Origin of the sequence: Caulobacter sp. (genome assembly GCF_017744445.1) — a bacterium.
GTDB lineage: Bacteria > Pseudomonadota > Alphaproteobacteria > Caulobacterales > Caulobacteraceae > Caulobacter.
Genome location: NZ_JAGIBH010000002.1, coordinates 56,482 through 68,701 on the forward strand (window position 1 = coordinate 56,482; position 12,220 = coordinate 68,701).

14 protein-coding genes and 1 pseudogene are annotated in these 12,220 nt (G+C 69.3%); 6 read left to right on the forward strand and 9 right to left on the reverse strand.

Translation table 11 applies throughout. The annotated features are described in order from the left end of the window. Nucleotides 1-6 precede the first annotated feature (6 nt). The 3 genes and pseudogenes from J7528_RS03585 to J7528_RS03595 form a co-directional block, all read left to right on the forward strand. Nucleotides 7-1,521 carry an L-aspartate oxidase gene (locus J7528_RS03585; protein WP_291871425.1) on the forward strand — a complete coding sequence of 505 codons (1,515 nt, stop codon included), beginning with the start codon at nt 7-9 and terminating at the stop codon, nt 1,519-1,521. After that, nucleotides 1,518-2,369: a carboxylating nicotinate-nucleotide diphosphorylase gene (nadC, locus tag J7528_RS03590; protein WP_291871427.1), complete on the forward strand. Its 852-nt coding sequence runs from the start codon at nt 1,518-1,520 to the stop codon at nt 2,367-2,369. The genes J7528_RS03585 and nadC overlap by 4 nt, the downstream gene beginning before the upstream one ends. Continuing rightward, nucleotides 2,344-2,469, forward strand: a pseudogene (locus tag J7528_RS03595) (hypothetical protein); the annotation flags it as partial. The gene nadC and the pseudogene J7528_RS03595, both read left to right, overlap by 26 nt. A 31-nt stretch (nt 2,470-2,500) precedes the next feature. Here J7528_RS03595 and J7528_RS03600 read toward each other — a convergent pair. The 3 genes from J7528_RS03600 to J7528_RS03610 form a co-directional block, all read right to left on the reverse strand. After that, nucleotides 2,501-2,917, reverse strand: a complete 417-nt coding sequence (locus tag J7528_RS03600; protein ID WP_291871429.1) for an MAPEG family protein — start codon at nt 2,915-2,917, stop codon at nt 2,501-2,503. Between the two features lie 93 nt (nt 2,918-3,010). Then, on the reverse strand, nt 3,011-3,862 hold the full coding sequence (locus J7528_RS03605; RefSeq protein WP_291871431.1) for a prephenate dehydratase: 852 nt from the start codon (nt 3,860-3,862) through the stop codon (nt 3,011-3,013). A gap of 7 nt (nt 3,863-3,869) precedes the next feature. After that, nucleotides 3,870-4,601 (reverse strand): 3-deoxy-manno-octulosonate cytidylyltransferase, encoded by a 732-nt coding sequence (locus tag J7528_RS03610; RefSeq protein ID WP_291871433.1) that lies wholly within the window; start codon nt 4,599-4,601, stop codon nt 3,870-3,872. Between the two features lie 153 nt (nt 4,602-4,754). On the opposite strand from J7528_RS03610, the gene J7528_RS03615 reads away from it, so the two are divergent. Together J7528_RS03615 and J7528_RS03620 are read left to right on the forward strand one after the other, a co-directional pair. Continuing rightward, nucleotides 4,755-5,456 carry a cytochrome c family protein gene (locus tag J7528_RS03615; protein WP_291871435.1) on the forward strand — a complete coding sequence of 234 codons (702 nt, stop codon included), beginning with the start codon at nt 4,755-4,757 and terminating at the stop codon, nt 5,454-5,456. Nucleotides 5,457-5,566: 110 nt separating this feature from the next. Beyond that, complete coding sequence (locus tag J7528_RS03620; RefSeq protein WP_291871437.1) at nt 5,567-6,082, forward strand: thioredoxin family protein; 516 nt, start codon at nt 5,567-5,569, stop codon at nt 6,080-6,082. Nucleotides 6,083-6,096: 14 nt separating this feature from the next. On the opposite strand, the gene J7528_RS03625 is transcribed toward J7528_RS03620, so the two are convergent. Then, a complete protein-coding gene (locus J7528_RS03625) occupies nt 6,097-6,930 on the reverse strand; it encodes an NlpC/P60 family protein (protein ID WP_291871440.1) in 834 nt (277 codons plus the stop codon). Beyond that, the gene (locus J7528_RS03630) at nt 6,927-8,333 is read right to left on the reverse strand and encodes a M17 family metallopeptidase (RefSeq protein WP_291871442.1); all 1,407 of its coding nucleotides are present in this window, start codon (nt 8,331-8,333) and stop codon (nt 6,927-6,929) included. Before J7528_RS03630 ends, J7528_RS03625 begins: the two co-directional genes overlap by 4 nt. Before the next feature lie 85 nt (nt 8,334-8,418). Here J7528_RS03630 and J7528_RS03635 point away from each other — a divergent pair, with 85 nt between their 5' ends. Continuing rightward, nucleotides 8,419-9,249 carry a tetratricopeptide repeat protein gene (locus tag J7528_RS03635; RefSeq protein WP_291871444.1) on the forward strand — a complete coding sequence of 277 codons (831 nt, stop codon included), beginning with the start codon at nt 8,419-8,421 and terminating at the stop codon, nt 9,247-9,249. Nucleotides 9,250-9,430: 181 nt separating this feature from the next. Here J7528_RS03635 and J7528_RS03640 read toward each other — a convergent pair whose 3' ends face one another. The 4 genes from J7528_RS03640 to J7528_RS03655 form a co-directional block, all read right to left on the reverse strand. Then, nucleotides 9,431-9,757, reverse strand: coding sequence for a GIY-YIG nuclease family protein (locus tag J7528_RS03640; RefSeq protein WP_291871446.1), 327 nt, complete (start codon nt 9,755-9,757; stop codon nt 9,431-9,433). A 207-nt stretch (nt 9,758-9,964) separates the two neighbouring features. Further along, nucleotides 9,965-10,162, reverse strand: a complete 198-nt coding sequence (locus J7528_RS03645) for a hypothetical protein (RefSeq protein ID WP_291871448.1) — start codon at nt 10,160-10,162, stop codon at nt 9,965-9,967. A gap of 71 nt (nt 10,163-10,233) precedes the next feature. Continuing rightward, entirely contained in the window at nt 10,234-11,223 is a 990-nt protein-coding gene (locus J7528_RS03650; RefSeq protein ID WP_291871450.1) for a type II secretion system F family protein, read from the reverse strand. A gap of 13 nt (nt 11,224-11,236) precedes the next feature. After that, nucleotides 11,237-12,214 (reverse strand): type II secretion system F family protein, encoded by a 978-nt coding sequence (locus J7528_RS03655; RefSeq protein WP_291871452.1) that lies wholly within the window; start codon nt 12,212-12,214, stop codon nt 11,237-11,239. Nucleotides 12,215-12,220: the final 6 nt, after the last annotated feature.

Below are 12,220 nucleotides of genomic sequence, written 5' to 3' on the forward strand. Positions count from 1 at the left end.
TTTTCAGTGACCGAACGCGTGAACTTCGACGGCCCCGTGATCCTCGGCGCCGGCCTGGCTGGCCTCACCGCTGCCCTGGCGGCCGGCAAGGCGCTGGTGCTGTCGCCCACCCCGCTGGCCACCGGCTGCTCCAGCGCCTGGGCGCAGGGCGGCATGGCGGCCGCCTTGGCCGCCGACGACACGCCCGCGCTGCACGCGGCCGACACCATCGCGGCCGGCGCTGGCCTGTGCGATCCCAACGCCGTCGCGCTGCTAACCACCGAAGGCCCGCAGGCCGTGCGTGACCTCGCCGCCCTGGGCGCGCCGTTCGACCGGAAGGCGGGTGGCGACTTCGTGCTGAGCCTCGAGGCCGCTCACGCCAAGGCCCGGGTCGCCCGGGTCGGCGGCGACGGGGCCGGGGCGGCGATCATGGCCGCCGTCGTGGCCGCCGTCCGCGCGACGCCGACCATCGAAGTCCGCGAGACCGCCCGCGCCCGCCGCCTGCTGCAGGACAAGACCGGCCGGGTGGTCGGGGTCCTCGCCGAGATCGACGGCGCGCTGGTCGAGATCCGCAGCCACAGCGTGATCCTGGCCACCGGTGGCGTCGGCGGCCTCTACGCCGTCACCACCACCCCCGCCCAGGTGCGCGGCGAGGGCCTGGGCCTGACGGCTCTGGCCGGCGCAACCATCGCCGATCCCGAGTTCGTGCAGTTCCACCCCACGGCCATCGACATCGGCCGCGATCCGGCGCCACTGGCCACCGAGGCCCTGCGCGGCGAAGGCTCGATCCTGCGCAATACCGATGGCAAGGCCTTCATGGCCGACTACCACCCGGCCAAGGAACTGGCCCCGCGCGACGTCGTCGCCCGCGCCATCCACGCCGAGCGCGCGGCCGGTCGCGGCGCCTTCCTCGACGCCACGACGGCGCTCGGCGCCCACTTCCCGCACGAGTTCCCGGCCGTGTTCGAGGCCTGCCAAAGCGCCGGCATCGATCCGCGCCGCGAGATGATCCCGGTCGTTCCGGCCGTGCACTATCACATGGGCGGCGTCGCCACCGACCTGGACGGCCGCGCCAGCCTGCCGGGCCTGTACGCGGCCGGCGAGTGCGCCTCGACCGGCGTGCAGGGCGCCAACCGCCTGGCCTCCAACAGCCTGCTGGAAGCGGCCGTGTTCGGCGCGCGCGCCGGCCATGCGGCAGCGGCCGAAGGCGTGCAAGGCGGCGAGCCGGTCAGTCTGGAGCCCCTACCCGACCTGCCCGTCGCCACGCTGCAGGTGCTGCGCAAGGCCATGAGCCGCGACGCCGGCGTCATCCGCGACGAGGCCGGCCTGACCCGCCTGCTGGCCCAGATCGACGCACTGGAGCCGGCCTACGGCCCCTGCCCGCCGCTGGTCGCCGCCCGCCTGATCATCGACGCCGCCCTGGCCCGCCGGGAAAGCCGTGGCGGCCACTATCGCAGCGACTTCCCCGCGACGGCGCAGCCCGTGCGCACCTTCGTGACCCTTACGAGCGCGGACGCCGCCGTCCGCTACGCCGCCGAATGAGCATCCAGCCTTTGGACGATATTCTCGTCCGCCCCATCGTTGATCTCGCGCTCGCCGAGGACCTGGGCCGCGCCGGCGACATCACCGGCCAGGCCTGCATCGACCCGGACGCCCGTCTGTCGGTGGTCTGGGCCAGCCGGCAGGATGGGAGGGTCTCGGGCCTTTCCTGCGCGCGCCTGTCCCTGGCCGCCCTGGACCCGACGGCGAGCTTCGAGGTGGTGACGCCGGACGGCTCGGACGTCCTGCCCGGCACGGTCCTGGCCCGCGCCGAGGGCAACGCCCGCGCCGTCCTGATCGCCGAGCGCACCGGCCTGAACCTCTTGGGTCGCCTGTCGGGCATCGCCACCCTGACGCGGGCCTATGTGCGCCTGGTCGAGGGCACGAACGCGACCATCGTCGACACCCGCAAGACCACGCCGGGCCTGCGCGCGCTGGAGAAGTACGCCGTCCGCTGCGGCGGCGGGGTCAATCACCGCTTCGGCCTGGATGACGCCATCCTGATCAAGGACAACCACGTCGTCGCCTGCGGCGGCGTCGGCGAAGCCGTCCGCCGGGCCCGCGCCCATGCCGGCCACCTGGTGAAGGTGGAGGTCGAGGTCGACGGCCTGGACCAGCTGGACGAGGCCCTGAAGCACGGGCCGGACGTGGTGATGCTGGACAACTTCAGCCTCGACGACCTGCGGACGGCGGTGAGCCTGGCCAAGGGCCGGGCGGTGCTGGAGGCGTCGGGCGGGGTGAACCTGACCACGGTGCGGGCGATCGCCGAGACGGGGGTGGATGTCATCAGCGTCGGGGCGCTGACGCACTCGGCGGCGGTGCTGGATATCGGGCTGGACGCCGCCGACTAAGTTCTGGTCCAAATTCTCTCGTCATCCCGGCCGCAGCGAAGCGGAGAGCCGGGACCCAGGGGCCACGGCATTGCGGCTGCCCCTGGGTCCCGGGTCGGCTACGCCGCCCGGGATGACGAGGATATTTGCTTCTAGAAAACCTTCATCAACTCCCGCACCACCATCGCCGCCAGCACGCCCGTGGACACCACGAACAACAAGAACCGCACCGCCACCAGGTTCACGCTGATCTGCAGCAGGCTGTGCAGCACCCGCACGCCGACATAGACCCAGGCGAAATGCACGGCCATGCCGTCGGCATGCCCCGCGACCTGGATGGCCAGGGCGGCGGCGTAGAAGATGGTCGGCTGCTCCATCAGGTGATTGTAGTTGTCGGCCGCCTGCCGGGCTCCGTCCGGCAGCACGTCCAGCGAGCCGGGAAACCGCGCGTCCTGCGGCTTGATCCCGGCCTTGTGCATCGCCGGGATCCGCTGGACGTACATCCACAGCCAGATCAGCAGCGACCAGCCCACCAGCGCCATGACCGGCGCGATCATCGAAGTTTGCATCTTCGCGTCCCCTCCCCAGGGATTTCTCGTTATGACCCCGGAGAGAAGACCAGAGAACGCCGTTCTGGCAAATAGTGACGTTTGGGGAAGGGCCTAGTTCCCCCGGTCGCGGAACGGGTCGGCCGGATAGACGCCCAGGATCTCGAAGCGCTCGGAGAAGAACTTCAGCTCGTCCAGCGCCAGGGCCAGGGAACGATCCTCGGGCCGGCCGTCGACCTCGGCGTAGAAGAAGGTCGCCGTGAAGGCGCCGCCTTCCATGTAGCTTTCCAGCTTGGTCATGTTGACGCCGTTGGTCGCGAAACCGCCCAGGGCCTTGTACAGCGCCGCCGGCAGGTTGCGGACGCGGAACACGAAGCTGGTCACGCAGCGGTGGGTGAAGTCGGGGGCCGGCGGGGTCTTGTCAGCCGTCATCACCAGGAAGCGGGTGGTGTTGTGGCGCTCGTCCTCGATGTCGCGCGCCAGGATGTCCAGGCCGTAGATCTCGGCGGCTAGGGCCGGGGCCACGGCGCCGTGGGTCGGGTTGGGCTTCAGGGCCAGGGCCTTGGCCGCGCCGGCGGTGTCGCCGGCGGCCTCGGTCTCGACGCCCAGGCGCTTCAAGCTATTGCGGCACTGGCTGAGCGCGATCGGCATCGAGCTGACCACCTTCACGTCCTCCAGCTTGACGCCCTTGTTGGCCATCAGCTGGAAGCGGATCGGCTTGAAGCGCTCGCCGATGATCTTCAGGCCCGAGGCCGGCAGCAGGTGGTGCACGTCGGCGACCCGGCCGGCGATCGAGTTCTCGATCGGGATCATGCCCAGCTGGGCCGCGCCCGTCTTGATGGCCTCGAAGGCCTCCTCGAAGGTCTTGCAGGGATAGGCCTCGTACTCGGGAAAGTACGTGCGGCAGGCCTCGTGGCTGTTGGCGCCGGGCTCGCCCTGGAAGGCGATCTTCTTGAGGATGCTCATTGGGCTCTTACTTTCCCGCCGCTTGTCGCGCGGCTTCGAGGTCGGAAGGATTGTCGACGGAGATCGGCGCTTCGGCCGCCACGGCCGCGCGGATGATCATGCCCTGCTCCAGGGCGCGCAGCTGTTCCAGCTTCTCGCGCTGCTCCAGCGGCGAGGGCGAGGCGGCGTTGAAGGCTTCCAGCGCCTCGCGGCGATAGCCGTAGATGCCGATGTGGCGCCACACGGGCGCGTCGCCATAAAGCGTCGAGCGGGTGAAATAGAGCGCCCGGCCGCTTTGGCCGTCGTCCTCCATGGCCAGAACGGCCTTCACGACGTCCGGATTGCTGCGGTCGGCCGGCGAGGCCTCGGGCGCGACCACGGTGGCGATGTCGGCGTCGCCGAACTCTTCCAGGATCTTGGCGCAGTCGCTCAGCACCGCCGGATCGACGAACGGCATGTCGCCCTGCAGGTTGATGACCACGTCGTGCTCGAACTGGGGATCAAGTTCCGCCAGCGCCGCCAGGATGCGGTCCGAGCCCGAGGGCAGGTCTGGATCGGTCAGCACCGCCGTCCCGCCGGCCGCCCGCACCGCCTCGACGATTTCCGCGTCGCCGGCCGCCACGGCCACCGGGCCGATATCGGCCGCCAGGGCCTGGTTCAGCACCCGGACGATCATCGGCAGGCCGCCGATATCGGCCAGCGGCTTGTTCGGCAGACGCGTCGCCGCCATCCGCGCGGGGATCAGGACGATCGGCTTCATCTGTTTCGTGGCCTCAAATCTTTGCCAACCGGTTGCGCGAGGGGCGGTAGCGTGTAAGAGACGCGAGCGCAACATGACGCGCGTTGGGGGGATTCCAGCGCGTGGGTTCCAAGCCCCCCTCGGGTGGGCCGACAAGAGGCTGATAAGGCTGAAATGAGCGACCTGACGTTCAACAAGATCGCTGGCGGCGTGCTGCTGACCGGCCTCGTTATCTTCGGTCTGCGCGAAGCGTCGGACATCGTCTTCAAGAAGCATGAAGTCGAGAAGGCCGGCTACGAGATCGCCGTGCAGGAAGAATCGGCTGGCGGCGGTGAAGCCGTCGACACCCCGCCGGACTGGAATGCCGTGCTGACCCCGGCCAACGTGGCCGCCGGCGCCGCCGTCTCGGCCAAGTGCGCCGCCTGCCACAAGCTGGACGCCTCGAACGCCAACGCCACCGGCCCCGGCCTGTGGGACGTCGTCGGCCGCAAGCCGGCCGCGCACCCGGGCTTCAACTATTCGGGCGCGATGAAGGACTTCTCGGGCAAGACCCCGGTGTGGGACTACGACGCCCTGTACACCTTCCTGAAGGCTCCGGGTAAGGACGTCCCCGGCACCAACATGACCTTCGTGGGTCTGAAGAAGCCGGAAGACCGGATCGCCATGATCGCCTACCTGCACAGCCTGGGCAGCAAGCTGCCCGTGCCGCCGCCGCGTCCGGCCGCCGCCGCCGCCGCTCCGGCCGCTGCTGGCGCTCCCGCCGCCGACGCCGCTGCTCCGGGCGCTCCGGGTGGCACGACCGCCCCGGCCGCTGGCGCGGCCGCCGCTCCGGCCGCCCCGCAAGCCGGTGGCAATACGGCGCCGCCGAAGGCCTGATCGCTTCTTAAGCGGATCACCGAATCTGAAAGGGCCGCGAAGATTTCTTCGCGGCCCTTTTTCTATCCGGCAGCTAGGCTTTGCGGACCTGAAGTTCGCTTGAAAGCCTTATGTCGATGAAGCTCCGCGTCCTGGCCGTCGCCGGCCTCCTGGCTCTCGCTACCCCGGCCCTGGCCTTCGCGGCTAAAGCGCCCACGGTGGCCCTGAAGTCGATCGACGGCCTGCCGACGCCCCTGCCCTATCCCTACAACGAGAGCGCCGACGCCGAGGCCGACCTGGCCGCCGCGATCAAGAAGGCCAAGGCGGCCAAGAAGCTCGTTCTGATCGACCTGGGCGGCAACTGGTGCGGCGACTGCCGGGTCTTCGCCGGCGTCCTGGAACAGCCCGACGTCAAGCGCTGGTTCGACAAGCACTACGAGATCGTCGAGATCAATGTCGGCCGCTACGACAAGAACATGCAGATCCCGGCCCGCTACGGCGTCGACAAGCTGAAGGGCGTGCCGTCCTTCCTGGTGGTCGACACGAAAGGCAAGCTGGTCAATGACGGCGCCTTCTTCGCCCTCACCGACGCCCGCCACATGACGCCGCAGTCGATCGTCGACTGGCTGGCGCAGTGGGTGAAGTAGGCGCGTGAAGTAGCCTACACCCGCCGATACCCCAGCACCCCGCCCGTAGCCGTCCCCTCGATCCGCGCCACCGCCTGCGCGAGCGGCTCGACCGCCGTAGCCATGTGGTGGGCGTTGGCGTGCAAGATGGTGTCGCGGTCCAGCAGGATGGCGACGTGGCCCTTCCAGAAGACCAGGTCGCCGCGCCGACGGTCGGCCTCGGCCACCTCGGGGAAGAAGCCACGCTGCATGTCGGTGTCGCGCGGGCAGGCGCGGGCGCAGGCGTACAGGGCCTGCTGCACCAGGCCCGAGCAGTCCAGGCCCAGGCTTTCGCGACCGCCCCACTGGTAGGGCGCGCCCAGGAACTGCTCGGCGACGGACACGTAGTCGCGCTGGCCCCGGCCGATCGCGGTCAGGTGGTCCTCGACGAACCAGCCCGTGCCGGCGCCCTTGGCGAAGCGGCCTTCGCGGGCCTCGATCGTGACGAGGGCATTGAGCGAATACAGGCCCTCGGGCCGCGACTTGATGTCGGGCTTTGAGAAGGCGTAGGTGCGGATGGCGCTGACCGCGTGGGTCGGCGGATGGCCCTGCTCGGCCAAGTCGGAAACGGCGACATAACCGACATAGCCGTCGCGCGGGGCTTGGCCCCAGGCAAAGCCGTCCTTCTCTTCCAGCACGCGGAAGACCTCGCCGAACAACAGCTGGTCCCACTGCTCGGCGTCGGGCGCGGCGGCGGCGCGGATGGCGGTGGACGGGACCGCGCAGACCATGATCCGGCTCTCGGCATAGCGCTCAGCCGGGGCCAGGCCTTCCAGGCGCTGGTCGGCCAGGCCCGGGCGGGCCAGGGTAATCCGAGTATCTAGCGTCATGCGAAGCGGCTCTTGATCATGGCGAACGCGGCGCGGATGGCCTGGACCTCCGCCCCTACGGGGAATCCGGGGCGTCCCTTGGGGTTCCAGGCGAAGACGTCGAAGTGGGCCCAGGGACCCGCCTCCTCACCATTTGGGGCGAAGCGCTGCAGGAACAAGGCCGCCGTGGTGGCGCCGGCCTGGGCCCAGCCGTCGGGGTCGTTCTTGAGGTCGGCGATGTCGCTGTCCAGGGCCTCGCGATAGGCCTCGGTCAGCGGCATGCGCCACAGGGCGTCGGACACCTGGCGCGAAGCCGTCTCGATCTGGCCGGCCAGCTTGTCGTCGGCGGTCCAGAACGGGATCACGAACGGACCCATGGCCATGCGGGCCGCGCCGGTCAGGGTGGCGAAGTCCAGGGTCAGGGCGGGCTTCAGCTCGCTGGCGCGGGTCAGGGCGTCGGCCAGGATCAGGCGGCCCTCGGCGTCGGTGTTGCCGACCTCGACGGTGAGGCCCGCGCGGGTCTGAAGCACGTCGCCCGGGCGCATGGCGTCGCCGGCGATGGCGTTCTCGACCACGGGGGTCAGGATGACCAGGCGCACCGGCAGCCTGGCCTCCATGACCATGCGGCCCAGGGCCAAGGCGTGGGCGGCGCCGCCCATGTCCTTCTTCATCAGCCGCATGCCGGCCGAGGGCTTGATGTCCAGGCCGCCGGTGTCGAACACCACGCCCTTGCCGACGAGGGCCAGCACGGGATGCAAAGGATCGCCCCACGACACCTCGATCATGCGCGGCGCGCGAGCGTCGACGGCGGCGCGGCCCACGGCGTGGACGGCGGGGTAGTTCTCCTTCAGCAGGTCATCGCCGCGCACCACCGACAGGGTCGCGCCGTACTTCTGGGCGATCTCGCCGGCGATGGTCTCGATCTGCAGCGGGCCCATGTCGTTGGCCGGCGTGTTGACCATGTCGCGGCACAGGGCGCAGGCGTGGGCGAAGGCGGTCACGGCGGCGGCGTCGACGCCCTTGGGCGCGACCAGGCGGGGGATCGCCTCTCCTCGCTTCTTGTAGCGATCGAAGCGGTAGGTCCCGAGGGCGAAGGCAAGGGCCGCCTCGGCCGGATCCACGCCCTTGGGCAGCTTGGCCAGGGCGTAGTCGCCAGCCGGCAGCTTGCCCGCCAGGGTGCGAAACAGCGACAGATCAACGCGGCCAGAACCCGTTCCCAGCAGCACCCGCTCGACCGCGCCGCTGGCGCCGGGGACGGCCAGAACCTGGCCGGTCTTGCCGGAGAACTTGTTGGCGGCGGCGTAAGTCCTTACCGGAGCACGCTTTTGCGCCAGGAACGCCTCGACCTCGCTCTCGGCCAGCGGGTGGACCGGGATCGCCTGGCCCTCGGCGGCGGCGAGGATCGGGTGCGTGACGTCGGACATCGGCGAAACCCTTTAAAATTATGCTTAACGATTCCTTGAGGGCCGCGCCCGGATGATGGGCGCACTCTCTGGAGACATGTCTTTCATGTGTCGCAAGCGCGCGCTCGTCGCAACCGTTCTCGCTCCCGTTCTTCTGGGCCAGGCTTTCTTGGTTTTGGCTGCTCCCGCCTTCGCGGCGGACGCGCCCAAGCCCGCCCCGCAAGCCGCCGCCCCGGCCCCGACCAAGGCCTCGCCGCAGCAGCGCGCCGAGGCCATGCGCCTGGACCCGCTGGCCCGCGCCGCCTTCTGGGGGTCCGAGTTCGAGATCGATCCGGCCGACGCCCAGGCCGGCGCCGGCCTGGCCCAGGCCCTGCGGGGCCTAGGCCGCAATGACGACGCCGCCGAGGCCGCGACCAAGGCGCTGGTCTCCAACCCCAATGACGAGACGCTGCTGCTGGAACTGGCCCGCGCCCACATCGCGCGCGGCCAGGGCTTCTACGCCATCGATCCGGCCCGCAAGGCCGCCGCGGCCAACCCCAAGGACTGGCGTCCGCTGACCCTGCTGGGCGTGGCCTACGAGCAGGCCGAGCGCGACGACGAGGCCGAGGCCGCGCACCGCCAGGCTCTGGCCCTGGCTCCGACCGAAGCCGCGCCGCTGGCCAACTACGCCATGCACCTGGCCGCCAAGGGCGACCTGGCCGGCGCCGAAGCCCAGCTGCGCCGCGCTAGCGCCCTGCCGACGGCCACCATCCAGGTGCGCCAAAACCTGGCTCTGGTGGTCGGTCTGCAAGGCCGCCTGCCCGAAGCCGAAAAACTGGCCCGCGCCGACCTCCCCCCCGAACAGGTCGCCAACAACCTGGCCTACCTGCGCGCCGCGACCGGCCAGGCCGGCGCGGGGCGGAGCTGGGAGTCTCTGAAGGCGGGCGGCGGGCAGTAGGTCCGGCAACCTACGTATCAATCTAAAACACCGTCATTCCCGCCCTTGTGGCGGGAACCCCTCTGTCGGTCGCAGGTGAGAATGGGGATGATCGCCGACGATCCGCTGGCCACGCACGTGCGGGCTGAACCAGGGGTTCCCGCCACGAGGGCGGGAATGACGGACGTTTTGGGATAGGTCGCTAGATCTGACGCGGAACGGGCGTCCATTCGAACACCGCCGAATACAGATCCCCCCAGCGCGGATTGTCCCGCTCGATTAGATTGATCTTCCACTGACGCGGCCAACGCTTGAGCGAGGTCTCGCGCTGGATGGCCTCGGTCATCAGCTCGTGTTCTTCATACCAGACGAGACGCGTCAGCCCATATTTACGGGTGAAGCCTGAGCCTCGGCCTTCGCGATGGTCGGTGGCGCGGGTGATGAAGTGGCCAGTGACGCCGACGTATAGAGTCCCACGATAGCGGTCGGCCATCATGTAGACCGCGATCCAGGCTTCGCGTGGGACCATGGTTCTCTCCCATTTCGGCAAAGAACAATACATGAACAAAATAGCCCCGTCATTCTCGCCCTTGTGGCGGGAACCCCTTTGTCCGTCGCAGGTGAGGATGGGGCTGGCCGCCCACGATCCACAGGCTACGCACGTGCGGGCTGAACCAGGGGTTCCCGCCACAAGGGCGAGAATGACGGGCTATTTTTAAGGTGAGGGTACTTGGCCCTACCCCGCCAGCGCCTGGCTCATCGCCTGGGCGGCCTTGGTGAAGCTCCCTAGCAGGGGCGTGGCGATCAGGTGTTTCACCGTGAACGCGCAGAACGCCGCCAGCGCCAGCAGCAGGCCGGTCTCGAGGGCGGCGCCGCCCTCCTCTTCCCGCGCGAAAACGCGGGCCGGAGGACCCTTTCCGAAGCCATGATCCATCGCACTGTCCCAAACCGATACTGAACGGTTAGGACTTCGCAAACCATGCGCCACTCGGTGCGCGTGGGGGACTACTTCTTCCCGAAGACGTCCATGATGTTCATGATCGCCGGGCCCAGGATCATCAGGAACAGCACCGGCAGGAAGAACATGATCATCGGCACGGTCAGCTGGGCCGGCAGGGCCGCGGCCTTCTTCTCGGCGGCCGAGAGGCGCAGTTCGCGGTTTTCCTTGGCCATGACGCGCAGGGCGGTGCCCAGCGGCGTGCCGTAGCGCTCGGCCTGGATCATGGCGGTGGCCACGGACTTGATGCCCGGGTGGTTGGTCCGGCGGGCCAGGTTCTCATAGGCTAGGCGGCGGTCGGGCAGGTAGGACAGCTCGGCGGTGAGCAGGGACAGTTCCTCGGCCAGCTCCATCGACGAGGCGCCGACTTCCGAGCCGACCTTCTGGATGGCCGCCTCGATCGACATGCCGCTTTCCACGCAGATCAGCAGCAGGTCCAGGGCGTCGGGGAAGGCGGCGACGATCGACTCGCGGCGCTTCTGGGCGACGTTGGTGATGTAGACGTTGGGCGCGTAGTAGCCGAGCGCCAGGAAGCCCACGACGGCGCAGACCTTCTGCAGGGGCTGCAGGTCGAAGGCGTTGATCACGTAAAGATAGAACGCCGCGATGGCCGCGCAGGCGAACGGCATGACGAAGCGGAAGAAGTAGAAGGTCGACACCGGGCGCGGACCGCGGAAGCCGGCCTGGGCCAGCTTGTCGACGACCTTGGGATCTTCCAGCAGCTTGGACAGCTGCAGCCGGTCGACGACGTTCTTGTAGAGGCCCTCGTCGGTGTGGCGCAGCGAGCTGCCGTTGCCGCCCCCGGTGCGCGAGGCGATGTTCTGGCGCGAACGGCGGCGCAGTTCCTCGCGGCGGTTGGCCACCGACTTCAGGCGGCCTTCCAGGTTGTTGTCGCGCATCGCCGGGCCGGCGATCGTGATGATGGTGGCGAACACCACGATGGCGATGAACGCCGTCAGCAGGTTCGAGGGGTTGGTTACGGTGTCGACGATGCTCACTGGCCCCTCCCCCCTAGAATTTGAAGTTGATCATCTTGCGCATCACGAAGATGCCCATGGCCATCAGACAGGAGCCGGCCAGGATCATCATGTGACCGCGCGGGTCGGTGAACATCGGCTTCATGTAGGCCGGCGACATCACGGTCAGCAGCGTCACGACGCCGGGCGGCAGGCAGCCGATGATGAAGGCCGAGGCGACCGCCTCTGCGGAGAGCGCCTTGATCTTCTCCTTCATCAGCTTGCGCGCGCGCAGCACGGTGGAGAGGTTGCCCAGGGCTTCGGCCAGGTTGCCGCCGGTCTTCTGCTGGATGGCCAGCACGATGGCGAAGAAGCGCAGCTCGTTGGTCGGCATGCGCTCGTACATCTTCTCCAGGGCCGCATCCATCGGCACGCCCATGGCGACGTTCTCGGTCAGGGTGCGGAACTCGCCGGCCAGGGGCTCGGGGCACTCCTTGCCGATGATCTTCAGACAGTCGTGGACCGGCAGGCCCGACTTGATGCCGCGCACGATGATGTCGACGGCGTCGGCGAAGGACTCGGTGAACTTGGTGGTCCGGCCCTTGGCCAGGAAGCCCAGCACCCAGCGCGGCAGGCCCGCGCCGGCGGCGAAACCCGCGCCCAGGGCGACCAGCGGCGACTGGCCCATCACCACGATCATCAGGGCCACGAACACGCCCAGCACGCCGCTGACGATCCAGAACGCCTTGACGTTCGGCGCCAGGCCCGCGGCCTGCATGCGCGAGCCGATGCTCAGCGTGGCCTTCTTCTGCTTGCGCTCCTGGTCCTTCAGGGCCTTGAGGATCGACTGGCGGCGGGCGTCGGGCGTGTTGGCGGCCGCCTTGGCGCGCACGGCGGCCTGGCGCTCGCCGCCGCCCGCGATCAGCTGGGCGCGCTTGGTCGCCTTGGCCGCGTCGCTGTCGCCGCCGGCGAAGGCGAAGCCCAGGCCCGCGATGGTGATGAAGCCCAGGATCCCGGCCAGGATGAACAGCATGGCCGC